The organism is Streptomyces yunnanensis, assembly GCF_029011865.1.
Lineage (GTDB): Bacteria > Actinomycetota > Actinomycetes > Streptomycetales > Streptomycetaceae > Streptomyces > Streptomyces yunnanensis.
The window spans coordinates 1,580,620-1,604,061 of record NZ_CP095749.1 but is presented as its reverse complement, the minus strand read 5'-3'; the positions used below and the strand labels follow the sequence as shown (position 1 = coordinate 1,604,061).

Below are 23,442 nucleotides of genomic sequence, written 5' to 3'. Positions count from 1 at the left end.
GGCGTACCTCTGGAGCACTGGTCGTCGCCGCTGAGCACGGCAGACGTTGTGAGTCCGCAACGGCCAGGCGATGCCTTTTCTGCCTCGACGTCAATCGTGAAGTGCCCAGAAATTTTCCCAGGTGCCGTTCGCCGGCTATCTGCAAAGGTATATATGCCGTGTGGCATCTACCGAACCGAGTCGGCAATTCCTGTCATGGAATGCCCAGTCGTAGCCGGGGCAGAATCCCGATTAAATGCTGTCCGTATCTGCATCGATCGAGGTCGGCTCAATTGTCCTGACTGCCCGTTCACGCCCCAGCAGCCTGCGGCGCGGTTGGCCTCCCGCGCCCTGAGTGCATCGGTAGGCGGGGAAGGTGCCACTGTCAATGTCGGCGCTTGACCCGTTTCCGGTGACGCATCACGTTGAGCGTGTCGCAATCTTCGGGCCTGCGCAAAGGCCGCTTACCTGCAGTTTCGCCACGTGTGCATGATGTGCGCTGCGGGCGTTATGGGCGATATCTTGACTGGGGCACGTCCTGGAGAAGAGGGGGGAAGTAGGCCGGGTGGGCGCGTGGGCGATAGCCGCCGTGTGCGGAGGCGGGTGCTATTCCCGAAGGCGAATTCCCTTGACGGCGGCGTCGAAGACCGGCCGGTACTGGTTCCATTGTGCGTTCGGCGCGGAGAGGTAGACCACGTACTGGGTACCGTCGGCACCGGCGAAGGCCAGCTCCACCGCTCGGTATTCCCGTAGCTGGCCGTTGAAGGTGAACTCCCAGTACCCCGCGGGCCGTCCGCGGAACATCGTGGGGCCCATCCTCACCCGCTCGTAGCCCGGGTTGTCACGACGCGTCTGGGCCTCTTCGGTCTCGTGCCAGTGCCGGAGCGGATCGGACCCCGCGAACGCGACGACATCGACCCTCAGGCCCACCCGTCCGGACGGGTCCACGTAGGCAACTTCGCCACCGGGCACGTTCTTGGGCTTCCAGCCGTCCGGTATGGGGACGGAGAAGCCTTGACCGGCTGTCTGGAGGTGGGATCCGGCAGGCAGCGGGGGCAGTGGGGACGAACTGGCACTCGGGGGCCGGGTGGCGGGGGATGCCTGGGGCGGGTGACCGGTTGTCGAAGCGGAATCGTCCGCCGGCCACAGCAGCGCGCCGCCCGTGACGATGGCGGCGACCACCGCCGCGGAGGCACACCACAACGCCGTACGGCTGCTGCGCCTGCCGCCTCCTGCCGGAGCCCCGGGAGCTGCCGCACGTTCAGGTCGGGTGGGCGGATGGACAGGCGCGGCCCGTGTCGTGGTCGCGTCGCCGAGGCGGCGTTCGGCCTCGTGTGCGTCCATGCGCCGGTCGGGTTCCTTCACCAGCAGCCCCTCGATCACCGGGGCCAGGTCCCCCGCACTGCGCGGGGGTTCGTAGGTGTCGGCGGCGATGGCGTACGCCGTCTCGATCGGGGTGTCGCGTTGGAACGGGTGGCGGCCTTCGACCGCCTGGTACAGAGTCGCTCCCAGGGACCACAGGTCACAGGCGGGGCCGGGTTCGGCGATTCCGCTCCGGAGGCGTTCCGGCGCGAGGTACTGGATCGACCCGACCAGCTCCCCGGTCCTGGTGAGGGACGGTGTGCCGGACTCCACGGCGATGCCGAAGTCGGTGAGGACGATGCGTCCGTCGTTCCCGAGCAGCACGTTGGCGGGCTTGACGTCCCGGTGCAGCACCCCGGCGTCATGTGCGGCGCGCAGCGCGGCGGCCACGCTGCGGCCGATCCGGGCGACCTCCTCGGGCGGCAGCGCACCCTTCTGCTTCAGGACGTCGCCCAGTGTGACCGAGGGAATGTATTCCATGACGATGCAAGGGAGGCCATCGTCCTCGACGACGTCGTGCACGACGATCACATGGGGGTGGGTGATCCGGGCGGCGCTGCGGGCCTCCCGGCGGGTGCGCTCGTAGAGCTTCTGGACCTCGTCGTCGTGCAGGTGCGGCTGTACGTGCAGCTTCTTGACGGCGACGTGCCGGCCGAGCAATTCGTCCTCGGCCCGCCACACCGTGCCCATGCCACCGCGGCCCACACGCTCTACCAGTCGGTAGCGGCCGGCTACGAGCCGCCCCAGATCGGACACTGCGAGACCTTTGCCTTCTCCGCGCGCCGGAGCGCGCCTGAACATGTTGCGGGAGCACCTTAGCCGGTGTTGATTACATGGCCATGCCAGCAGGTTTCCCGGGCTGCGACACGACTTCCCCGCACACCGGAGAGCTCGCAGGGTGCCTGGGACAACTACCGGAGCGGGTTGCCTTGTTGGCCCGGGAGCCGGGGCTGCGGGGCGGAGGAATGCCGCCACCGCGAACGTCATCCCCTTTGCGGGCCCGGTCACCGGCCCCGTTGCGCTCGTCCTTGGTGCGCAGTGGTGCAAGCAGATCAAGCAGATCAAGTAGACCGGTGAAAAGGGCGACGGGGGCAAGACCTGTTCCAAGTACAGATCACGAGGTGGGTTGGAGGCTGCGGAGCGAGATGATCGCGCCACGTAGGTGAAGGCCGGCGAGGCAACTGTCCGGAGACCTTTCGTAGCGAGTGGCGAGGCCCCGCCACTCATTGATCTTGTTGATGGCGCGTTCCACGGTGTTGCGTTCGCAGCACAGGCCGTGTCATGGGAGATGGGACGGCCGCCCTTGCTGCCCTTCTTCTTTCGGTCGGCGGCTTGGTCGGCCTTCTCCGGGATGACGGTCTTGATCCCGCGGCTGCGCAGGCGAGTGCGGTTGGCGCGGGATGAGTACGCGTTGTCGCCCACCACCGCGTCGGGACGGGTTCGGGGTGCGGCCCGCACTTCGGCGCACCTTGATCCTTTCAGGACGGGGACGAACGAAGTACGGGCTGTCGGCGACTTGTCCTTCGGTGCCTTCGAAGGACAGCGGTCGGCAGCGCCGCTCGGCGGTCCGGTGGGTCCTGGTGGTCAGCCCGGCACGCGACCGCCCGACCTTGGCCGCACGGAGCCGGGCCTTGCGGCGCCGCCGTATGTGGCGGCGTTCCTCCCGCTCAGGGTCGGCGGCGCCGGCTGCCGGCGAGACCGCCAGGGCGTTTCGCCTCTTTCGCGAAGCGCCCTCGACCAGTTCCCACTCGGCTTCGCTCAGATCACCCCGCACACAGCACTTCTACTGGTCGCCCCCGACGTGTTGTCGAGACGGCGTCAGTCGGTGTGGTCGTACGTGACCTCGTGGAGGATCGCGGCCAGTTCGCCCGGGACCGACAGCATCGGCCAGTGCCCGGTAGCCAGGTCGAACCGGCGCCACGGCGACATGTTCAGGCCGGCAAGCAGCGGCTCGCCGGCGTCCAGCATCGCGGTGAAGTCATGGCAGGCGACGACCACACGGTCGACCTCGGGGCCGGGCGTGGCGGCGCTGGCCAACGGCTGCTCAAAGGTGCGGAAGGGCTGCGGCGTGCCTTGGGCCCGCAGCAGCCGGCGTTGTGCGGGTCCGAGCCCGTCGAGGGTGCGCTCGGATCCCAGTTCCTCAAACGGAGGCAGCGGCAGCCGCCAGCCGTCCCCGTCCTCGGCGACCTGTCGTCGGATCCTCGCCACCCGCTCCGGCGGCATCAGCCCGAGCAGGCTCATGCCCTCACTGAACGGCGCGCTGTCGATGTAGACCAGCCGCCGCAGCCGTCGGCCGAGCCTCCCGGCGGCGCCGCTCACCGGCGCTGCCGCGTAGCTATGCGCCACGAGCGTCACGTCGGACAGGTTCTGCGCCTCGACAAATGCGGTGATGTCTGCGATATGAGTGTCCAAGTCGGTGTCGGGTCCGCCGTGTTGCGCTCGTTCGCCCAGCCCGGTCAGGCTGAGCGGCAGTGCCCGGTGACCGAGCTTCGACAATGCGCGGGCTGTGTCCTGCCAGGCCCACGCTCCCAGCCAGGCACCGGGAACCAGTACATGCGTCGCCATCTTGTTCATCTTCCAGTCGGGCGCTGTACGGACAGCGCCTTCCAACAAGGTCGACCGAAGGTAGGCCCGATCTAGGACGCAAACCGTCCTGGATCGGCTGGGAGGCGGGTGAGCCCTACACCCCACAGAGGACGAATGCCACGGCAGTTGCCTGGCCCGTCCATCACCTCGGCCGATTCCGGGCGGCAGTCGGGGCACCTGCTCCAGGACTGTCTGGATCACTGACCAGCCCTGCGAACTGAACTTGGAACAGGCACTGACGGGCTGCAGCCGGCTTGGGAGGGTGCGGTTCAGACCCGGGAGCTGCGGGGCAGCAAGGAAGCCGGAGTAGCCGGCCATCGCGAAGAAGTTGGCGGATGCGCCGGACACCAGTCCGGGCGTCTTCAGTACCCGGCCGGGCAGTAGCGGGGCACCGCCACGCCGTGCGACCGCCCGCTCGACGAAGGTGAACAGGATGAACGCCGGCACCGAGACCGCGAGCGAGACCTTCGTCCACAGCGGCCAGTGGTTCTCGTGGCCCAGGACCAGCGGCACGACCAGCAGCAGCAGCGCTGCGGTCAGCGTGATCAGGCCGGGGATGTCCAGAGTCTCCTTCATGGTGGCCCAGTTGCGGGCCGAGTTCGGCCATCGCCTGGGCGACCCGCGCTGGACGGGTTTCATCCAGCAGCTCTCCGAGGCGAGTCCGCGCTTCGCCGAGATGTGGGCCAGACACGAGGTCGCCTCGTCGGTTGCCCGGCGCAAGTCCTTCTGGACCGTGGACGGCGACCGGCTCAGCGTGATGGCGACCGGCTTCTCGGCGACCTCGGCTCCCGACACCAAGATGTGGGTCTACACCCCCGACGGCCCGGAGACGGAGCGGCTGCTGAGCGAACTCGTCGACCGCTACCGGCATATCGGCCCGGCCGAGTTGCTGTCGCGGGGCACTCGCAAAAACACCCGCAATCGCAGCGCTGCTGTTCGACCTCATGCAGCCGGTGCCGGGGCTGTCGGTGAACTGTTGGTTTTCAGGCTCTTCACAGACGAGGGTGTAGCGGTCGGGAACCGTGAACCGGTACGTGTACCGATCGGTCAGCGACTCAATCGGGCCGCGAGTCCGTCGAGCACGCAGTCCAGGCCGAACGCGAACTCGACGTCGGGGTCGACTTCCTCGGCTTCGAGGACGCGGCGGGCGAGCATCGGGTGCTCGCCGGCCGCGAGGACCTCGTTGATGTAGGGGCCGACGCTGCGCTGCCACTGCTCCTCGGTCAGGCCGGTGCGCTGTTCAGCGTGCCGAGCGGCCTGCTGGGTGGCCACCGAGCCCAGCACGTACGCGTGCACGGCGCTGAGCGCCTGCGAGGCCAGGGTGATGTCGGGCGTGAGCGCAACGGCGGCGCGCAGCGCGGATTCCGACCGCCGCAACGAGTTGGGGCCAAGCGAGGGCCTGCCCGCCAGTTCGCCCGCCAACCACGGGTGCCGGAGCAGGGTCGCACGCAGCGCGTGCGCGACCGCGGCCAGGTCGGCGCGCCAGTCCCGCGTGGGCTCGGGGAGCGGGTCCTCGCCCTGCGCCGCGTCGACCATCAGGTCCACCAGTTCGTCGCGGTTGGTGATGTAGCGGTAGAGGGTGGCCGTCCCGGAACCGAGGTCGCCCGCGACCCGGCGCATCGACACCGCGGCCAAGCCCTCCGCGTCGGCGAGGGCCAGTGCGGCGGCCACGTACTGGTCCACCCCCGGCGCGCGTCGGCGCGGTTCGGGGCGAGACCTGGTCCACACCGACGAGGGAGCGGGTTCGGTCATCGGTTGGGTCCTTTCCTCGTTGACCAGCATTCTACCTTCTGGCTACGGTGTAGCCATGACGGAAACAACGTATCCAGAAGTGCCAGTGCCAGTGCCAGTGCCAGTGCTCGTGGTCGGAGGCGGCAGCGTCGGGCTGCTCACCGCGGCGCTGCTCGCCCACCACGGCGTCCCCGCGGTGCTCGTCGAGCGCCGATCCGGGCCGTCGGTCCACCCGCGCGCCACCGGCATCGGGCCGCGCACCGTCGAGGTTCTGCGCGAGCTCGGGCTCGACACCGCCGTCGACGCCGTCGCGGTCGACCTCCGGGGTGCCGCGGGCAAGGCGGTCGCGCGGACCGTCGTCGAGATGGGCGCGGGCGATGTCGAGACCGTGCCGATGCCGACCCCGTCCGCCGCCGAACTGGACACGACGCCGTTCAGGCTGCGCGGCGTCTGCGCGCAGGACCGCCTCGACGCAGTGATGGTGGCCGACCTGGCGCGCCGCGGAGCGGATCTGCGCTGGTCGACCCGTCTGGTCGGTATCGCGCAGGGCGCCGACGGGGTCGACGTCGAGCTGGAGGGGCCCGATGGCCGCTACTCGTTGCGCTGCGCGCGCGTGGTGGCTGCGGACGGCGCGCACAGCACCGTGCGGTCCGCGCTCGGCGTGGGCACCTCCGGGGCGGGCGACCTGGGCAAGTCGATGATCAACATCCTGTTCCGCGCCGACCTCCGTCCCCACCTGAGGGGGATGTCCTTCGGCACCTGCACGATCACCACGCCGGAGGCGCCCGGCCTGCTGGTGACCGTGGACGGCGAGACGAACTGGGTCTTCCACATCGCTTGCGACGTCGACGGGGGCGAGCGCCCCGAGGACTTCACGCACGAGCGCTGCGCCGCGGTCGTCCGGGCGGCGGTCGGCGATCCCGACCTCGACGTCGAGGTGCGCAGCGCGCTCCCCTGGAGGCCCCGGAGTTCCCTGGCCGATCGCTTCGCTGTCGGCCGCGTCTTCCTCGTAGGCGACGCCGCGCACACCGTGGCACCCCTGGGCGCGTTCGGCCTCAACACCGGTGTCGCCGACGCCCACAACCTGGCGTGGAAACTGGCCGCCGTCCACCACGGCGAGGCAGGCGCCGGCCTGCTCGACACCTACGCGCAGGAGCGCGAGCCGGTCGCCGCGGCGACGCTGGACCAGGCGATGCGCAGGCTCGCCGACCCGCAGCTGCACTGGGGGCGTGGACCTGAGGCCGACGCCGCCAGAGCGGCGGCGGGGGTGTGGGCGGCGCCGGTCGTGCACCTCGGCCAGCGATACGACTCGGCCGCCGTCGTCGACCCGCGGCCGGAACTCCCGTCCACGGTGGACCTGGCGGTGGCGCTGGACGGGTCGCCGGGTTCACGGGTGCCCCACGCGTGGGTCGACGGGGTCTCCACACTTGACCTGGTTGCGTCCCGGTGGACCGTGCTGGTGGGCGCCGCGGGCGACCGGTGGCTCGCCGCCGCGGCGGACGTCGGCCTACCGGCACACCGGGTCTCCGCACCGTGGCTGTCCGACGACGGGGCCCTGCTCGTGCGACCGGACGCGATCGTCGCGATGCGGGTCACGGCACCGGTCCCGAACCCGGCGCAATTCCTCGCCGACGTCCTGGACCAGGTGCTGGCCAGGCCGGTCGCGGTGCCGAGCGCCTGACCGGGGCGCCTCAAGGGAAGCGCCCCCGTTCATAGCTACAGCTTGGTCGTGCTGACCTTGAAGTTCGGGAAGTACACGTGCACTTCCCGTTCGACGACCCGGCTGCCGCTCCGATGCCCGCGGACTTGCAGGAATTGCTACATCCCCGGACTCCAGCCGGAGACATGCTTGAGTTCTTCCCACCAGGCTGAAGGCAACGGATACGCGCCGAGTAAACCAGTCGTCCTCGGCTGCCGCCGGAGACGAGCGGGACAACCTGAGTCGGATCGAGTGTTCCGGTTCTCGCACCTCATTCCGGAAAACCTCGACGTGCCTCACGCTACCCTCGTCCGGACTTCAACTGCCCTGACCTGACCACGTTCCGCCGGGTCGACGAGCTCGGCCTCGTCGTCACCGGCCAACGGCTCGAACCAGATCGGGCGGTGCTGGCCTGCGGGGTCGTCGAGTCGGATCAGTGGTGCCGGCGCTGCGGCTGCGAAGGCGTCCCGCGTGGCACATTGACTTCGACCTGATCGAGTCCTGGTTCCGGCACCTGACGGGGGTAGCGATCTCGGTGCGCGAGGGCGCCATCTCCTTCACCCTGCTGTGGCGACACCTACACGCCGGCTCGCGCAGAAACGCGACGTACACGGCGTTCCGTGAGGTGGGCACGGTGATCCGTACCGTCCAGCTGCTGCCCCATCGAGCAGGAGAAGACCGCAGAGTTCAACGTGCTGCTCAGCAACGCGGTGATCTTCCGCAATGCCCTGGACGTCGCCGGGATCGTGCGCCAGCTCCAAGATGTGGGCCATGCCATCGCCCCGAGGACCTGGCCCGCATCTCGCCGTACCGGACCAGGTACATCCGCCGCTTCGGCGAGTACTCCACCCGCGAGCTCGGCATCCGGCCCGAGGCGTACGACCCGCATCTGGACGTCGACTTCGGCTTGCTGCGCGGTGACGGTCCGCCTGCCCCGGACGCAATGGCCAGGTGGCATGATCGAGCGAAGCCGGGCGGCACGACAGCGGTGTCCCCGGGGTCGGGCACTGTGCCATCGGGCCGGTCCCGGTGTTGTTCAGGCGGATTCGAGGATCGGGCGGATCTCGATGGTCTCCGGGGTGGGGAGGCTCTTGGCCAGTTCGAGGGCTTCCGCGCGGTCGGCCACCTCGATGATGAACCAGCCGCCGAGGGTCTCCTCGCCGGCCTGCGCGGGCCCGTCGGTCACCGCTGATGTCCCGTCGGCCGTTGTACGCACCGTCGCGGGAGTGATGTGCTCGGTCTCCAGGGCCTCGCCGCCGACCAGTTTCCCGGCCGCGGCGAGGTTGCCGATCCAGCCTTCGTATTCCTTGCGGTATGCGGCCCGGTCGGCCTGGATGCGGCGGCGTGACTCGTCCGTTTCGAAGATCACGAGTGCGTATTTCATGGGACTTCCTCTCCGGCCGCCGTACGGGCGACCGCTGCTGACGGTGTGTAAAGGAGGGGCGGCCTGTTCAGGCGGTGCTGCCCGCTGGGGCGATGCGGGCGAGTGCGCCGATCTCCAGAGCGGTCCACAGGGCGCCGTCGGGACCGACGGTGATGCCGTGTGGTTCGGAGTGGGGGGTGGGCAGGTCGTGGACGGTGAGGGAGCCGTCGGGGGTGATTGCGCCGATGCGGTTGCCTCCCCATTCGGTGAACCATGCGGTGCCGTCACCGTCGACGGTGACGGCGTGGGGTCGGGCGGTGCGGTCGGGCAGCGGGAACTCGGTGATCTGCCCGTCGGGAGTGATCCGTCCGATCTGCCCGGCGGCGATCTCGACGAACCACAGAGTGCCGTCGCGGCCTGCGGCGATCCCCACCGGCGCGGCCGCCTTTGTCGGCAGGGGATGGAGGGCGACCGCACCGCTCATGTCGATCCGGCCGATCGCGTTCGCCTGGTTGAGGGTGAACCACATCCCGTCGTCGTCGCCGGCGGTGATCGCGGAGGGGAATGCGCCTGTGACCGGGAGCGGGAACTCGGTGATGTGGCCGTCGACGGTGATGCGGCCGATGCGGTCGGCGGCGGTCTCGGTGAACCACAGCGCGCCGTCGGGTCCCGTCGCGATGCCGAACGGTCCACAGCCGGGGGTGGGCACAGCGAATTCGTCGATGACGCCGTCGGTGGTGATCCGCCCGATCCGGTCGGCCCGGTACTCGGTGAACCACAACGCGCCGTCCGGGCCGGGTGTGATGACGGTCGGCCCGCAGGTGGGGTCGAGCCGGTGGCTCGTCGGCTCCTCGCCGGGGACGAGGCGGCCGATCCGGCCGCTGTGGACGAGGGTGAACCACAGCGCTCCGTCCGGACCCGTGGTGAGGGCGTAGGGTCCGGCCGCGCTGTCGGCCACCGCGTGCTCTTCGATGGATACCTGGGTCACATGACTCAAAGGGGCTTGTCCAATCCGTGCGCGGTGGCGATGCGTTCGATGTCGGCCGGGGTTCCGGCCATGATGGTGCGGGCGTGTTCGGTGACCAGGTCGGCGGGCCAGTCCCACCACGAGGCGCGCAGCAGCCGCTCGGTGTCGGCGTCGGTGAAGCGCTGCCGGATCGGTCGAGCCGGGTTTCCGCCGACGATCGTGTAGGGCGGGACGTCGGCGGTGACCATCGCACCGGCGGCGATGATGGCGCCGTCGCCGATCCGCACGCCGGGCATGACGGTCGCCCGGTAGCCGAACCAGACGTCGTTGCCGACGACCGTGTCGCCGCGGCTGGGCATGGACGTGACGATATCCAGGGTCTGCTCGGCCCACCGGCCGCCGAACATGGTGAACGGGTACGTGGACACGCCCATCGTCGGGTGCTCGGCGCCGGCCATCAGGAAGGTCGTTCCGGTGGCGATCGCGCAGTACTTGCCGATGGTGAGGCGCTCCGGGCCGTAGGCGTAGAGGACGTTGCGGTGCTCGAAGTCCGTGGCACCGTTCGGGTCGTCGTAGTACGTGTACTCACCCACGGCGATGTTCGGTGAGGTGACCAGCGGTTTGAGGAACACCACCCGGTCGTGGGCGGGCAGCGGGTGCACGGCGGTGGGATCAGGCGACAACGTACGGTCCTTCGGATCTGTGGCTCGTGGCCATCGGGATGGGGCTTCCGCGGCTTCGCGCGGTCGGTCAGGCAGGGCCGGAAGGTGTGGCCCACTCCACGAACTGGATGACAACTCCGTTCGGGTCCTTGATCTGGAACAGCCGCTCACCCCAAGGCTCTTCGCGCAGCGGCATGGTGATCTCGACTCCCTCGGCGCGCAGCCGCTTCTCCTCGTGCTCGATGCCGGTGGTGGCGAAGGCGAGGATCAGGCCACAGGCGTGCTGGTCGCGCTGGTCGGCCGGCAGCACTTCGGTGCCGCGTGCGAGCAGGACGATGTCCGTCGCGGCGTCGTCGCGCGCCAGGGAGGCGAATCCCTCGGCGGCGGCCTGCTGTTCGGCGTAGCCGAGGTGGGTGGTGAAGAACCGCTGGGACGCGGCGACGTCGTCGACGGTGAGCGAGACGGTGGACGCGGTGATCTGCAAGACGGTTCTCCTCATGGATTCTTCGCGGAGCCTGTCGCCGCTGGTAGGCGAGGCGGTCGAGCGTGATCGTCGGCGGGGGTGCGGGTCAGTAGCCGCCGTGTCGCGGCGCTGGCGCCTTGTCGCGCTGTCAGGCACAGGTGAGCGGTTGTCGTTCTCAGGGAGTGCCGAACCAACCGCTGAGCGCTTCTCGCAGCGCGGGTCCGGCGTCGTTGACTGGTTCGTCAATGGCCGCGGCCCAGGCGACGTGGGCGTCCGGACGGATCAGGAGGGCGTCGGCCGGCCGATCGTCGGTTTTGACGGTGTGGACCTCGACGCGTTGCCGCCACTGGTCAGCGACCGCGCGGAGGTCTGGACGGTCGGCGAGGTCCAGGAATATGGGCCGTGCGGTGTGCATGAGTTCGGCGACGTTGCTTGTGCCCAGGTCGGTGTGCAGGGTGAGGTCGGGTGCGAAGGCGCCGGCCAACGCGTGGTGACGGGAACCAGGCATCAGGTAACGAATGTCGGTGCCGGCGACAAGCGCTCCCATGCGGCGCAACGGCTGCTCGTCCAGGAGCAGTTCCTGGAAGACTTCGCGAAGCGCTTCGGCTGCCGGGTCGTGCCCGCGCCGCAGTGCCACCTGAGCTCGGGTGTGCAGCATGGTGCGGGCACCGGCGAGGTGGCGTTCGTCGTGGTAGGTGTCGAGCAGACCGGCCGGTGCCCAGCCGTGGACGGCGGCGGCCAGCTTCCACGCCAGGTTGACCGCGTCGAGCATGCCGGCGTTGAGTGCCACACCGGTGGCGGGGAACAGATGCGCCGCGTCGCCGGCCAGCAGGATCCGCCCGTCCCGGTAGCGCTCGGCCTGCCGGGCTTTGAAGGTGAACCGCGACAGCCGAATCGGTTCTCCCAAGGGCAGGTCCGCGCCGAGGACGCGGCGAACGCTGTCCTGGAGTTCGGTGACGGTCATGGGTGTGTCGTCGTCGTATTCGGTGCTCTCGTCTTCGATGGTGTAGAGGGAGACGACCTTGGAGTCCGGGGATGCGCCGACTCCGAACAATCCCTGGTCGGTCCGAGTGAAACCGGCGCGGATCGTGCCGAAGCCGGGCACGTTGAGATCGCCGTTGCCGACTACGGTCACCGTGTCGGGCAAGGTGACCTGGGCCAGTCGGTTGACCTCCGGGTAGGTGGTGCCGGGGAACGGGATACCGGCCCAGTCACGGACCCGGCTGCGGGCACCGTCGCACCCCACCAGGTAGCGGGCGGTGACCCGGTACGGTCCGTCCGGTCCGCGCACGTCCACGATCACCGCGGCATCATCCTGGCTGACACCGGTCACCTCGTGTCCGCGGCGAACGTCGACACCGAGTTCACCGGCACGTTCGTCGAGCAGCCGCTCAAGGCGCGGCTGTGGCAGGGGCAGGGCGTGCATCGGCGGATCTGCCAGCTGGGTGAAGTCCAGATGCACACCGCCGAACGGGAACCGAGGAGCCGGGACGGGGTCGGTGCAGGCCGCTTCGAAGCGGTCCAGCAAGCCCCGGTAGCCCAGCAGTTGGAGGATCTGCCCGCCAAGGCCACCGGCCTTCGGGGTGTCCCGGCGCTGCGGCTGCCGCTCCAGCACCAGCGGTCGCACACCGGCCAAACGCAGTTCACCGGCCAGCATCAGTCCGGTCGGGCCGGCACCCACAACGATCACATCGACGTCCATCAGTGGCCTACTTCTCTCGCGGTCTTCCGGTGACTGACCGATCTAACGGAACGGCACGGGCCGTGCCGTTCTGTGGGGTGAGTGTGATCAGTGAGATCACATCTGTCAATACGGCACGTGCCGTGCCGATAGGGTGGCGGCATGACCGATCGCCGCTCCAGCCGCGCCGACAACCGAACCGAAACGATCATGAGGGCCGCGCTCGACCTGGCCCTGGAGGTCGGCTATGCCAAGCTCAGCATCGAGGCGGTCGCGGCCAGGGCCGGCGTCGGCAAACACACCGTCTACCGCCGCTGGTCCTCCCGGGGCCTGCTCTTCCTCGACGCGGTCCTCAGCCTGAGCACCGAGCGCCTGAAGCATCCCGACACCGGCGACGTCGTGGCCGACCTGCGCGAGACGATGAACAAGGCCGTCGACCTGCTGGGCCGGCCTCCATGGGGCCCGCTGTACCAGGCCCTCATCGGTGAAGCGCAGCATGATCCCGAAGTCGCCGCCACGCTCAACCGGCGTTTCATCGAGCCGCAGACCGCCGACACCCTTGCTCGCCTCAAAGTGGCCAAGGACCAGGGCGAACTCGCGCCGGACTTCGACCTCGACCTGGCCTTCGACATCCTGTCCGGCCCGCTGTACTACCGACTCCTCATCACGCAGCAGCCGATCACGCCCGACTACATCGACCACGTCCTGCAAGCGGTCTTCGCCGGGATGAGCCCCAGGCCGCGAACGCCATAGAGGGTGTCCGCCGGTGACGAGCTGAACTGTCCGCCTAAGGGGAAGAGTTGCACTCTCCCGTCAGCGTCGCATGCATGACGCCCTACCTCTCTGCCGGGTCGGGGCGACACCGCACTTGCCGACAAGCGACTTGGCCAGTGAACACGGAAGCAGGTTGGTTCGCCGCCGACCACGATCACGTCCGCCACGCAATTCCCATTCCATGAAATCGCATCCTGTTGGCGAAGTGCGACGTGGCCGCGACGTCCGGTCCTGCACAACATCACGGCCCCTTCCCCTCGCTTCCCCTGGTCAGGGGGTTGGGGATCATCTTGCTGGGCGGAAGCCGGGTGCGGCAACGAGGAGTCCGACAACGCAGCGTTAAGCGATAGGTTCATGTTCGAGGGAGGGGTGATGGAGCTCAGGGACATCGAAATCTTCTTGGCGCTCGCCAAGGAACTGCACTTCGGCCGGACGGCCGAGCGGCTTCACATCACCACGGCCCGGGTCAGCCAGTCGATCCGCAAGGCCGAGCGCCGCGTCGGCGGGCGGCTGTTCGAGCGCAACAGCCGCAACGTGTGGCTCACGGCGCTGGGCGAGCAGCTCCGGCAGGACCTGTCAGTCGGCTATCGGCAGATCACGGAGGGCATCGCGAAGGCGCGCGCCGCTGCAGGCACCGTGTCAGGGGCGCTGACGCTGGGAACCATGGGTCCGATGGCACACACCATCAAGCCCATCCTCGGCCTCTTCGCGTCCAGTCACCCGAACGTGAAGCTACGTCACCGGGAAGTCCAACCACCCGCACCGCTGGAGCTGTTGCGCTCGGGCGACATCGACGTGGCACTGCTGTGGCTTCCCGTCCACGAGCCGGATCTGACCGTCGGCCCCGTCGTGCACGCCTCCGACGTCCTCCTGATGGTGTCGGCCGGCCATCCCTATGCCCAACGTGAGTCCATCTGCGTGGAGGACCTCGGCGACCACTGCGCGTTCCTGCCTGGACGGCTCCCGACTTCCATGCAAGCCGCGTTCCAACCGTTCCACACCCCCTCCGGCCGCCCGATCCCCCGCGGCCCGCAACCCTCCACCTGGCATGAGATTCTCGGTCTTGTCACCGCCGGACAAGGCGTTGTGGGCGTGGCACAGGACGCCGCTCTCTTCTATCCCTGGCCTGGCCTCGCCTTCATCCCCATCCGAGACATGCCACCGGTACGTTGGGCTCTCGTATGGCGGACCGCCGATGAGAGCCCGCTCATCCGTGCCCTCAGCTACGCGGCCACGACGGCGCATCGGAGTACCGGGTCATAGCGGGCGCGTGACGGCATCAGCGACGCGACCGCGCTCAGCGTCGGCCTCCTTGCCGGTAAATGCGGCGTTCGCAGCGCGGCTGATGCCTTCGCTGCCCGACACCGCGGTGTGTCCTAGAGTCGCCACATGCGACGAAGGACAGGAGTGGCGATAGCTGGGACTGCAGCCCTGGCCTGGGGCGAATGGTTGAACTGGCGCTGGTCTCGAGCTCTCGTAGGGAACAGTGGGGGCGCTGCCGAGGCTGTGGTCGTGCTGGGATACCGGAACCCCCAAGCGACGGCGAACTTCATCAACCGCTGGCGAGTCCGTGCTGGAATTCGCTCCGTCGCCGCTGACAGTGCGCGTGTCACTCGCGTGATCTTCAGCGGCGGTGCGACCAGCAGTGGCGCCGCGGAGGCCCAGTTGATGGCTGACTACGCGAAGTCGGTGCTCGCGTTCGACGGCACAGTGCTTCTCGAAGATCAAAGCGGGACGACATGGGAGAACATCACGAACGTGATCCCGCTGATCGAAGACGTCGACCGTATCAAGATCGTCTCCCAACCAGCTCACGCGCTCAAGGCCCGCGCGTACTTGCGGCGGCAGCGCCCTGATCTTGCCGAGAGGCTCGTGCGTGCGGATGACTACCGCCCTGGCGAGTGGATGATCGCCAAACCGCTGCTGGCTCTACACGGACTTTGGACACTCCGCGGTCTCAAAGGCGACGAACGGAAGACCTCGCTGTAGACAGCCGCTGTGACGTCGGGTGAGTACCGATGGTTCTTGAGCCGACGTCAGCAGATGATGCTGCAGCCGAGGGTGAGGATGAGGAAGGCTTGGTGGGTGTCGTCATGGATCTCCCAGCGGATCCGTGGGCGGCGGAAGCAGTGCAGATGGACCAACGCCCGCTCCACGAAGCAGCGTTGGGTTCCTTGGCCGGATCCGTGCTGGGTGCCGCGGTGGGCGATCATCGGTTGCACGCCGAGATACCAGATCAGACAGCGGTACTTGTCGTGGTCGTAGCCACGGTCGCCCAGCGACACGTCCGGGCGGTGCCTGCGGATCTGCTCGGAGATACGCGACGACATCCACGAAGCCTCATTCCTCACCCTCGGATGCGCACTCATCCGCTGGCGCCGCCTGAGCTCAGCTGTCTTCCGCTACAGAATGTGAACTCGTGATGTCGGTCAGATGCCCGTGATCAGGCCGTGGCTCGTGCGAGGGCAAGACGACCGTGATCGTTGCGCAGGTCAACGTGGATGGTGGTTCCAGCTTCTTCCTGCCCGTGGCGAGTCCGACGCGGGTGAAGGTGGCTTCCACCGGAAGGTCGGCCTGTTCCAGGAGTACCCGTGCCGTACGGTTCCGCCGGCGCGGATTACAGGGCGGGGCGTTGCCGTCTCGGGGAGATTTCGGGGTTGTCCCGGATAGCGCACCCCAGCCGATCACAGAATCCTGATCACCATGCGATCAAGCAAGCCGACCACCCCGTGTTCGTCTGTGTCACCTGCGTCTTTTGCGTCACCTGAAACGTCGAGTCGGCCGCTGTGGCCGTTCTTCGCCCTGGTGGCGGCCGTGTCTCTGCCGTTCTGGGCGTTAGGCGCGTTGGTCGACAGTACGGGTAGCACGCCGATGAGGCTGCCCGCCAGTGCGCTGATGTTCCTGTGCCCAGCAATCGCGGCTGTCGTTCTGGTACACCGGCGGGAGGGACGGGCCGGTGTCGTCCAACTCCTCAAGCGGGTGGGAGACTTCGCCCGGGTCCCGCGCAAGAGGTGGTATGCGATCGCGGTCGCCACCCCTGCCGCCGTCGCCCTCGCGACGTACGGGGGCATGCGGGCGGCGGGCGCCGACAGCACGTTGCCCATGCCTCTGATGACGGCACCCGTGCTCTTCGCGACATTCCTCGTGGCCGCAGCCTTCGAGGAGGTGGGCTGGACCGGCTATGCCACGGCGCCGATGCTGCGCCGCTGGGGTGCGCTCAGCGCGAGCCTGCTGCTCGGGGGGTTCTGGGGCGTGTGGCATCTGGTGCCGCTGCTCCAGGCGCACCACGGGGCACTATGGATAGCGGGCTGGTTCGTGGGCACGGTCGCCGCGCGGCTGGTGATGGTCTGGCTCTACCTGCACACCGGCGGCAGCGTGCCAGCCGCAATGTGCCTGCACGCGATGCTCAACGTCTATGCCGCGCTGATACCGCACTACGACCTCGACCGCACCCCGGTGATCACCGGTGGACTCACGGCGCTCCTTGCCGCTGGCGTGGTGGTGGCTGCGCGGCGAGGGCAGGGACGGAAGGTGTGGCGGGTGGGGCGGGGAAAACCGTCGACGCCTGGGGAGGTCCCGTGCTGACCATGGGCGATGGATCTACCCGCACGGCCCGCGCGAGGCGCCGGCTGCGAGACCACGGAAACACCAAGCAAGGCCCCACCAGGAGAACCTCCGTCCAACAGGTCGACCACGAACTACTGAACCTGAATTCGTGATGTCGGTAGGCCCTCCGCGGTGAGGCCGGTCCCAGCGGGGCAGCCGTCAACCAGGTCCGGGCGGTGCTGGATCTGCTGGAACCTGCGCTTCACAGCCCTGGTGATCTCGCTGCGGTCAGCTGCAGCGAGGTGCCGATGGCGCGCTTGACCAGGGACCAGATGCCCTCCTGCGGATTCAGGTCCGGTGCGTAGGCGGATAGCTGGAAGACGGTGAGCCAGTCGGCGTTCGCGGCGATGAACTCCCGCAGCCCGGCTGTCAGGTGAAGGCGTACGTTGTCCCAGATCAGGACGATCGGGCCGCCGAGCTGGATGCGAGCGCGGATGAGCAGGTCGCGGAAGTGAGGGTGTTCAAGTCTCTTGTCGCGAAAGGATCTTGACCACCCTCACCTCATGCCCGCAGGCATGTGGAAAGACTCGTCCAGGCCCGGCTCACCGCCGGGTTCGAGGTCGAGGTCACCACCCGCCTACCGGTACATCGGCGAGGTCATCGACCTTCTCGCGGCCCTGGCACCGACCTCAAGTACCCTCGTACGCCGTTCATTTACGAGGGCCGGGTCAGTCAGTCGTTTCGGTAGTTCGGCTCCTTGACCAGCAGATGTTGACGTCCGGCGATCTCAGGTCTGTATACGGTCTCGTGCCAGTCGTGCGCGGCCACCGGCTCCAGAGCGATCGAGACCGCGCCGTCGTAGGTGCGGAAGTGCTCCGTGACGGCCTCGGTGATCGCCTGGGCCAGCTGCTGCTTCTGCTCGTCGGTGAAGTCTTTGGGGAAATGCTTGATGTTGACGTGTGGCACGGGGCTCCTTTGGTGCGCGAGAGGTTGCCGCGAGGGGTTGTGCAGAGGGGCACAGGGGTTCAGCTTCCGAGACGGGCGTGGATTGCCGAGACGAGTTCGGCGATGCCCTGCTCCTTGAGCACGCTGTAGTGGTCGCCGCCCAGGTCGACCACCGTGGGGGGAGTGGCGGAGTAGCCGGAGCTGCCCTCGATGAACGAGTAGTCGTCCCCGGCGGCTTTGAAGAGGGTCACGGGTGCGTTCACGCGTCGCTCGGCCAGTTCGCGGAAGCTGTACTCGAACTCATACGTTTCCCCGACGATCCGCGTGATCCTCCGGATCAGCTGCTCGTCCAGGGTGGGGAGCATGCCGTGGACGAACGACACGAAGCTGCCCTCGTCCCGCGCTGCCTTGAGGCACTGATCCAGGCCGGGCCCGCTGATCGAGCCGGTGAAGACGGAGAAGAGGATGGTCACATACGCCGGATTGCGGTACGAGGCAGCACGCCCGTATCGCTCTCCGTCGGCCTGGCGGACCTTCGGATTGCCGGGGCAGATCAGCAGCAGGTTTTCCACCTGCTGGCCGGACCGTTCCAGCTGCCAGGCCGCTTCGAAGGCGACTCGGGCGCCGAAGGAGTAGCCCCAGAGGGTGTACGGCCCCTCGGGCTGTACGCGCCGAATCTCCGCGACGTCGGCGGCGGCCATCTCCCGGATGGTCGGGTAGGGGCGCTCTCCGTCGTTGATCCCGCATGCCTGTACCCCGTAGAACGGCCGGCCGAGCCCGGTCCGCCGCCCCAGGAGGCGGAGGTTCATCGGATAGCCGCCCAGTCCCGGCCAGCAGAACACCGGGCTGCCCGCGTCCTTGTGCAGCGGCACCAGCCGTGAGGCCGGATGGGCCGTGTCGCTTTCGATCCGGGCCGCCAGTTCGGCCAGTTTCGGGCATGCGAAGACGACCTGGAGCGGGAGCTGCGTGCCGAACTCTCGGTTGATCTTGTTGACGAGCGCGACAGCGGTCAGCGAGTTCCCTCCGGCGGCGAAGAAGTCGTCCTCCACCGAGACGTTCTCGTATTTCAGTGCCTTCCCCCAGGCTTCTGCCAGCCACTGCTCGTGCCGCGTGGCAGGTGCCACGTACGGGGTCGCGCTGTCCGCGGACCGCACGTCCTGGGAGGCGGCGAGGGCCTTTGCGTCGACCTTTCCGTTCGCGGTCAGCGGCATCCGGTCCAGCACCAGGACCCGATGGGGGATCATGTAGTCGGGCAGGACCTGGACCAGCTCGTCCTTGACGATCTCCGCCGGGCCCTTCATGTGGACGGTGTCCTCGTACATGCCCTCGCTGCGGATCTGCTCCTGACTCACCTTGCCGCCGAGGAAGAAGTACGAGGCGCCTGACCGGATGCCGCAGGCGGCGAGGATGTCGTCGATGCGGCGGGCGGCCGGAAGCGGGTGACCGGTCTTGGAGCTGTAGCCCGACGACATGAAACCCAGTCCGAGGCCGTTGCGCTGCAGGTGGTGCAGCTTCCTGCCCAGGCTGATGTACTCCAGCCACCCCTGGTCGGCCCGGCTGACGGCGGTGATGCCGAAGCTCGCGCGCTCGTACACCTGCTGGTTGATGGCGATCACGTGCTTGGGCAGCAGCAGGTCGTCCGAGACGCGCTCCAACTGCCCGGCGGTGTAGCGGTACTGGCCGGCCGGCAGGCCGGCCACCCGCCCGGGACGAGTCTGCACATAGACCTCGGTCGGGTCCTGTCGTGGCGTGCCGTCATGGGAACGGATCTCGAACGTGCCCAGGTAGTGGTCCTCGGAGGCGACGTCCAGGATGTCCTTCGCGGACGGCCGGTGGCCCAGGGGCCGGATGCCGAGTCCGTACGCCGGCAGCACTTCGTCGAACACACCCACCATGTGCCCGGTCTCGAACTCCAGCACTTCCTGGATGTTGTTCTTGTACACCGGCTCGATCGCGCGCGTCTTGCCGGCGAAGTGCACCGAGAGATACGGGCCGGATCGCTTCTCGGACTCGCCGGTCCGTACCAGCGTGTGGTCGACGGGGTGGTAGTAGTACACGCCCGCGTCCAGGCCGGACACGCCGCCGGTCTCCAGGTACAGCTGTGTCGCGTACAGCGCCCCGGGGGAGGCGTAGGCGTACTTCGGCAGCAGCCGCTCCGCACTGCGGAACGCGCCGAACCAGCGCAGCATCTCGCCGAGTTCGGCGAACGTCAGCTCATCGAGGCCACGGGACAGGCCGTCGGCCTCGACCGTCGGCTCGGCGAGGAGTTCCAGCAGATCCGCCCGGGTGACCTCGCCGCCGTCGTAGAAGCGGTAGGTCTTGCGGGCGAAGACCTCCCGGCGCTGGCGCTGCGTCTCCTGCCTGCCGGGCAGCTCCACGACCGTGCGGCCGGCACATTCCTCGTGGTCTCGCACACCGGGGTCGGACAGCTGCGCCTTCACCTGGAGCCTGCTGGCCTTGGACTGGTGGTGCGCGCCGTGGTTCCCCTGGTCCATCAGAGCCGCTTCCTTGGGGTTCAGCTCGATGCAGGCCACCAGGTTCTGGAAGCCGGTCCGCTCGTCGTCGGTGACGAGCGCGGCCGCGTGCCGCACCCAGGGGTGCTCCTCGATCGCCAGGGCGATCTCGTCCAGCTCGACGCGGTAGCCGCGGAGCTTGACCTGGTTGTCGGCCCGGCCGGTGAACTGGATGGTGCCGTCGGGGTTCCAGTACGCCAGGTCGCCGGTTCGGTAGAGCCGCTGGGTCGGGACGAACGGCGAGGGGATGAACCGCTCCCGCGTCTGCTCGGGTCGGTGCAGGTAGCCGCGGGCCAGTTGGATGCCGCCGATGTACAGCTCGCCGGTCTCCCCGATGTCCACCGGCGCCAGGTTGTGATCGAGGATGAAGCACTGGGTGTTGTCGACCGGCACCCCGATGGGGACCGAGCCCGGGCCGTCGCCGGCCGCGTGCGGGTCGACCAGGCACGCGGTGGCGTTGATGGTGCACTCGGTCGGCCCGTACAGGTTGACCAGTGACGCCCACGGGAGAGCGGCGGCGAAGGACCGCGCGAGCCGCCAGGAGAGGGCCTCACCACCGGAGAACACCCGTCGCAGCGTGCTGCACCGGTGGAACTCCTCGGTGTCCAGGAGCGCTTGCAGCAGGGTGGGCACGCACTGCAGCGCGGTCACCTCGTGCTTGACGACGGCCTCGATCACGGCCGCGGGGTCCCGATAGATGCCCGGAGCGCCCATGACGACCCGGCCGCCCACCGCGGGGGCGAGGATCTCCCACTGCGCCGCGTCGAAGCTCATCGGCGTCTTCTGCAGCACCGTGGTGCCCTTGCCCAGGTGACCGTAGGCGTGCATCCAGCGCATCTGGGACAGGATGCTGCGGTGCTCGATCATCACGCCCTTCGGTCGGCCGGTACTGCCGGAGGTGTAGATGACGTAGGCCAGGGCGTCCGGCCGCACCGTCGCCGGGCTCATCTCGGCGCAGTCCGCCGCGTCGGCCAGGGTGACGACCCGCGTTCCCGGCGGGGCAAGCTCCGCGACGCGCGCGGCCAGGTGGCCCTGGGCGACGATCACTCGGGTGCGGCTGTCCTCGATCATGTAGCGCAGCCGGTCCTCCGGGTACTCCGGGGAAAGCGGCAGGTAGGCGGCCCCGGCGAACAGGATGCCCCACGCGCCGGTCATCAGCTCCAGGGATGGCTCGACGTACAGGCCCACACAGTCATCCGCGCTCACACCCAGGTCCCGCAGACAGGCGGCCAGCCGACTGCCTGTCTGCTCCAGCTCCCGGTAGGTCAGGGGCTGGTCGCCGCACACCACCGCGACGGCCTCGGGCTGTGCCGCGGCCTGTTCCCTGAGCAGGCCGGTCAGGCAACCGCCCAGATGAGTGTCGGATATGGGTGCGTTGAACGGTGCGGTCTCCATCACAGCTTTCCTCCGCCGGCCGGTATGTGGTTGTCGGACTCCGGGACAGGCCCGTCAGCCTGCGCCTGGGCACTGCGCCGCTGCCTGGGCTGCGCCAAGGCCACAGCGGCGACGACAGCCGCGGTGCCAGTCATCTGCAGGGGCGTCAATGCCTGGCCCAGGACGACGTATCCCAGGCCCGTCGCGGCCAGCGGGCTGGCGAACCCCAGGATCGAGACCGCCAGTGCGGGCAACCGCCCAATGCCCCGGAACCAGATCGCGTAGGCGAACAGCGCCCCGATCACGCTCAGGTACGCGAACCCGGCGATGTTCGTGCCGGTGATACGACTGGGCAGACCTTCGACGACCAGCGTGACCGGCGCCAGAGCCAGACCTCCGACGGTCAACTGCCAACCGGTGAACGTCAGAACGCCCACACCGTCCGGGCGGCCCCACCGCTTGGTGAGCACGATGCCGGACGCCATGCAGACCGCGCCCCCCAGCCCGGCCAGAACGCCGACGGCATCCACACCCGCCTGCGGCTGCAGGACCAGCAACGCCACGCCCAACACACCGAGCACGCACGCTGCCAGCTGCATCGGCCGGATCCTGTCCTTCAACAGGAACGCCGCCAGCAGCAGCACCAACATCGGCTGAAGCGCAACGACCAGCGCGGCCACACCGCCGGGCAGGTGGTAGGCGGCAACGAACAGCAGGTAGAAGAAGGCCCCGATGTTCAGCACGCCCAGCACCAGAGCACGCCACCACCACACCCCGCGCGGCAGTACGCGACCGACCGTGAGCAGCACCAGCCCCGCAGGCAGCGCCCGCACCGTGGAAGCCAGCAGTGGCCTGCCAGGCGGCAGCAGCTCCGTCGTCACCAGGTAGGTGCTGCCCCATACCGCCGGAGCCAGCGCCGTCAGGACCGCGTCGAGCGCCAGCCGGTTGCCCTTCACCTGGCCCCCGCAACCATGGCCAAACCGGCAGCAGCCACGACGGATTGCACGAATATGGACACGATGATTCCTCCGATTCGGGCGGTGCTTACGTAGCGCCCTGCGTCTTCCGGTCCACGTGACGTGAGCCAGCACGGGAGAATAGGTGAGGCAAGGCTTACCTAACAAGCCTGTGGGTCGGTTTTCCTCTCGGTGGCCTGAAAGTTGGTCGACTTGTGCCTTTTTGCCTGGCCTGCCTGCCGAACGGCGCCGCAGCCTCGGCTGAAGCTCACTCCTGCCGGAAAGGCAAGTCTTCGCCCGTGCCTGGCCCGTGGAGGTGATCAACGTGCCGCCCGGCCGGCGGCGTCTATGGTGGGCTGCGGTCCTGGCGTCTCGCATGGACTGCTCGCGCATGCGCCGGGCCAGGTCTTGCAGCTTCTGTCGCTCCTGTGGATCGCCTGTGCGCTCGGCGTGCTCGTCTAGTTCCCGGACCTTGTCCCGCATGTGCTGCGCGCGGCTACCCGTCTCATCTGCACACGAGTGGCCGGCCGGGATGCCCGACAAGTCCTGCTGCCCGCCGAGGCACCCGAGGTCGACCTCGCCGACATCGCCCCACCAAGTCCAACTACGTGCCCATGCGCGGTGCTTGCGTGCATGAGGTGGCCGTCGCGGAGGGGTTTTAAGGGCACCCGGACCGACTGGCTCGCTTCCCTCGCCGGCCTCAGCGGTCCAGAGGGCCGACGGGGGCCGGCCGGGCCCCAGGGCGAGCCGGGCCCCAGGATGAGCGCGGCGTGCAGGGCGCTCCGGGGGCTGCGGCCGGGTGCAATCCGGTATCGGCTATTCGGTCGCCAGGGTCACGCTC

At 68.6% G+C, this 23,442-nt stretch carries 17 protein-coding genes and 5 pseudogenes; 8 read left to right on the top strand and 14 right to left on the bottom strand.

Going from position 1 to position 23,442, the window contains the following annotated elements; translation table 11 throughout:
- Positions 1 to 585 precede the first annotated feature (585 nt).
- Together MOV08_RS07015 and MOV08_RS43785 are read right to left on the bottom strand one after the other, a co-directional pair.
- A complete protein-coding gene (locus tag MOV08_RS07015) occupies positions 586 to 2,097 on the bottom strand; it encodes a serine/threonine-protein kinase (protein ID WP_275306727.1) in 1,512 nt (503 codons plus the stop codon).
- A 1,062-nt stretch (positions 2,098 to 3,159) separates the two neighbouring features.
- Positions 3,160 to 3,906: an alpha/beta fold hydrolase gene (locus MOV08_RS43785; protein WP_338057140.1), complete on the bottom strand. Its 747-nt coding sequence runs from the start codon at positions 3,904 to 3,906 to the stop codon at positions 3,160 to 3,162.
- A gap of 454 nt (positions 3,907 to 4,360) precedes the next feature.
- On the opposite strand from MOV08_RS43785, the pseudogene MOV08_RS43780 reads away from it, so the two are divergent.
- A pseudogene (locus MOV08_RS43780) lies at positions 4,361 to 4,720 on the top strand (MmyB family transcriptional regulator); the annotation flags it as partial.
- Positions 4,721 to 4,974: 254 nt separating this feature from the next.
- Here the strand turns inward: MOV08_RS43780 and MOV08_RS06995 are convergent.
- The gene (locus MOV08_RS06995; RefSeq protein WP_275306725.1) at positions 4,975 to 5,679 is read right to left on the bottom strand and encodes a TetR/AcrR family transcriptional regulator C-terminal domain-containing protein; all 705 of its coding nucleotides are present in this window, start codon (positions 5,677 to 5,679) and stop codon (positions 4,975 to 4,977) included.
- Between the two features lie 91 nt (positions 5,680 to 5,770).
- Here MOV08_RS06995 and MOV08_RS06990 point away from each other — a divergent pair, with 91 nt between their 5' ends.
- The 3 genes and pseudogenes from MOV08_RS06990 to MOV08_RS44130 form a co-directional block, all read left to right on the top strand.
- Complete coding sequence (locus tag MOV08_RS06990) at positions 5,771 to 7,339, top strand: FAD-dependent monooxygenase (protein ID WP_275306724.1); 1,569 nt, start codon at positions 5,771 to 5,773, stop codon at positions 7,337 to 7,339.
- A 350-nt stretch (positions 7,340 to 7,689) separates the two neighbouring features.
- A pseudogene (locus MOV08_RS06985) lies at positions 7,690 to 7,839 on the top strand (ISL3 family transposase); the annotation flags it as partial.
- A pseudogene (locus MOV08_RS44130) lies at positions 7,794 to 7,967 on the top strand (hypothetical protein); the annotation flags it as partial. The pseudogenes MOV08_RS06985 and MOV08_RS44130, both read left to right, overlap by 46 nt.
- Before the next feature lie 426 nt (positions 7,968 to 8,393).
- Here the strand turns inward: MOV08_RS44130 and MOV08_RS06980 are convergent.
- The 5 genes from MOV08_RS06980 to MOV08_RS06960 all read right to left on the bottom strand — a co-directional run bounded on the left by MOV08_RS06980 (position 8,394) and on the right by MOV08_RS06960 (position 12,514).
- A complete protein-coding gene (locus MOV08_RS06980; RefSeq protein WP_039630393.1) occupies positions 8,394 to 8,741 on the bottom strand; it encodes a YciI family protein in 348 nt (115 codons plus the stop codon).
- Positions 8,742 to 8,808: 67 nt separating this feature from the next.
- Positions 8,809 to 9,708: a Vgb family protein gene (locus tag MOV08_RS06975; RefSeq protein WP_420834132.1), complete on the bottom strand. Its 900-nt coding sequence runs from the start codon at positions 9,706 to 9,708 to the stop codon at positions 8,809 to 8,811.
- A 5-nt stretch (positions 9,709 to 9,713) separates the two neighbouring features.
- Positions 9,714 to 10,370, bottom strand: a complete 657-nt coding sequence (locus tag MOV08_RS06970) for a CatB-related O-acetyltransferase (protein ID WP_275306722.1) — start codon at positions 10,368 to 10,370, stop codon at positions 9,714 to 9,716.
- Positions 10,371 to 10,437: 67 nt separating this feature from the next.
- Positions 10,438 to 10,833, bottom strand: coding sequence for a VOC family protein (locus tag MOV08_RS06965; RefSeq protein WP_275306721.1), 396 nt, complete (start codon positions 10,831 to 10,833; stop codon positions 10,438 to 10,440).
- A gap of 154 nt (positions 10,834 to 10,987) precedes the next feature.
- Complete coding sequence (locus MOV08_RS06960) at positions 10,988 to 12,514, bottom strand: FAD-dependent monooxygenase (protein ID WP_275306720.1); 1,527 nt, start codon at positions 12,512 to 12,514, stop codon at positions 10,988 to 10,990.
- 141 nt (positions 12,515 to 12,655) lie between these two features.
- On the opposite strand from MOV08_RS06960, the gene MOV08_RS06955 reads away from it, so the two are divergent.
- The 3 genes from MOV08_RS06955 to MOV08_RS06945 all read left to right on the top strand — a co-directional run bounded on the left by MOV08_RS06955 (position 12,656) and on the right by MOV08_RS06945 (position 15,256).
- A complete protein-coding gene (locus MOV08_RS06955) occupies positions 12,656 to 13,246 on the top strand; it encodes a TetR/AcrR family transcriptional regulator (RefSeq protein WP_275306719.1) in 591 nt (196 codons plus the stop codon).
- 393 nt (positions 13,247 to 13,639) lie between these two features.
- Complete coding sequence (locus MOV08_RS06950) at positions 13,640 to 14,530, top strand: LysR family transcriptional regulator (RefSeq protein ID WP_275306718.1); 891 nt, start codon at positions 13,640 to 13,642, stop codon at positions 14,528 to 14,530.
- A gap of 126 nt (positions 14,531 to 14,656) precedes the next feature.
- Positions 14,657 to 15,256 carry a YdcF family protein gene (locus MOV08_RS06945; RefSeq protein WP_275306717.1) on the top strand — a complete coding sequence of 200 codons (600 nt, stop codon included), beginning with the start codon at positions 14,657 to 14,659 and terminating at the stop codon, positions 15,254 to 15,256.
- A 47-nt stretch (positions 15,257 to 15,303) separates the two neighbouring features.
- Here the strand turns inward: MOV08_RS06945 and MOV08_RS06940 are convergent, their stop codons facing one another.
- Positions 15,304 to 15,597 carry a hypothetical protein gene (locus MOV08_RS06940; protein WP_275306716.1) on the bottom strand — a complete coding sequence of 98 codons (294 nt, stop codon included), beginning with the start codon at positions 15,595 to 15,597 and terminating at the stop codon, positions 15,304 to 15,306.
- A gap of 541 nt (positions 15,598 to 16,138) precedes the next feature.
- Between MOV08_RS06940 and MOV08_RS06935 the strand changes: the two genes are divergently transcribed.
- Positions 16,139 to 16,852, top strand: coding sequence for a CPBP family intramembrane glutamic endopeptidase (locus MOV08_RS06935; RefSeq protein WP_275306715.1), 714 nt, complete (start codon positions 16,139 to 16,141; stop codon positions 16,850 to 16,852).
- A 113-nt stretch (positions 16,853 to 16,965) separates the two neighbouring features.
- Here the strand turns inward: MOV08_RS06935 and MOV08_RS44125 are convergent.
- From MOV08_RS44125 to MOV08_RS44120, 5 genes and pseudogenes are all read right to left on the bottom strand, one after another.
- Positions 16,966 to 17,324: pseudogene (locus MOV08_RS44125) on the bottom strand (transposase); the annotation flags it as partial.
- Positions 17,325 to 17,545: 221 nt separating this feature from the next.
- Positions 17,546 to 17,779, bottom strand: a complete 234-nt coding sequence (pptA, locus tag MOV08_RS06925; protein ID WP_275306714.1) for a tautomerase PptA — start codon at positions 17,777 to 17,779, stop codon at positions 17,546 to 17,548.
- Between the two features lie 59 nt (positions 17,780 to 17,838).
- Complete coding sequence (locus MOV08_RS06920) at positions 17,839 to 21,666, bottom strand: amino acid adenylation domain-containing protein (protein ID WP_275306713.1); 3,828 nt, start codon at positions 21,664 to 21,666, stop codon at positions 17,839 to 17,841.
- Complete coding sequence (locus tag MOV08_RS06915; RefSeq protein WP_275306712.1) at positions 21,666 to 22,601, bottom strand: EamA family transporter; 936 nt, start codon at positions 22,599 to 22,601, stop codon at positions 21,666 to 21,668. The genes MOV08_RS06920 and MOV08_RS06915 overlap by 1 nt, the downstream gene beginning before the upstream one ends.
- A gap of 366 nt (positions 22,602 to 22,967) precedes the next feature.
- Positions 22,968 to 23,144, bottom strand: a pseudogene (locus MOV08_RS44120) (DUF6381 family protein); the annotation flags it as partial.
- Between the last annotated feature and the right edge of the window lie 298 nt (positions 23,145 to 23,442).

Excerpts from the sequence above, each read along its gene's own strand:
- MOV08_RS43785 (WP_338057140.1), bottom strand. The coding sequence starts at position 3,906 with ATGGCGACGCATGTACTGGTTCCCGGTGCCTGGCTGGGAGCGTGGGCC.
- MOV08_RS06995 (WP_275306725.1), bottom strand. The coding sequence starts at position 5,679 with ATGACCGAACCCGCTCCCTCGTCGGTGTGGACCAGGTCTCGCCCCGAA.
- MOV08_RS06980 (WP_039630393.1), bottom strand. The coding sequence starts at position 8,741 with ATGAAATACGCACTCGTGATCTTCGAAACGGACGAGTCACGCCGCCGC.
- MOV08_RS06960 (WP_275306720.1), bottom strand. The coding sequence starts at position 12,514 with ATGGACGTCGATGTGATCGTTGTGGGTGCCGGCCCGACCGGACTGATG.
- MOV08_RS06955 (WP_275306719.1), top strand. The coding sequence starts at position 12,656 with ATGACCGATCGCCGCTCCAGCCGCGCCGACAACCGAACCGAAACGATC.
- MOV08_RS06950 (WP_275306718.1), top strand. The coding sequence starts at position 13,640 with ATGGAGCTCAGGGACATCGAAATCTTCTTGGCGCTCGCCAAGGAACTG.
- MOV08_RS06945 (WP_275306717.1), top strand. The coding sequence starts at position 14,657 with ATGCGACGAAGGACAGGAGTGGCGATAGCTGGGACTGCAGCCCTGGCC.
- MOV08_RS06940 (WP_275306716.1), bottom strand. The coding sequence starts at position 15,597 with ATGTCGTCGCGTATCTCCGAGCAGATCCGCAGGCACCGCCCGGACGTG.
- MOV08_RS06935 (WP_275306715.1), top strand. The coding sequence starts at position 16,139 with ATGAGGCTGCCCGCCAGTGCGCTGATGTTCCTGTGCCCAGCAATCGCG.
- MOV08_RS06920 (WP_275306713.1), bottom strand. The coding sequence starts at position 21,666 with ATGGAGACCGCACCGTTCAACGCACCCATATCCGACACTCATCTGGGC.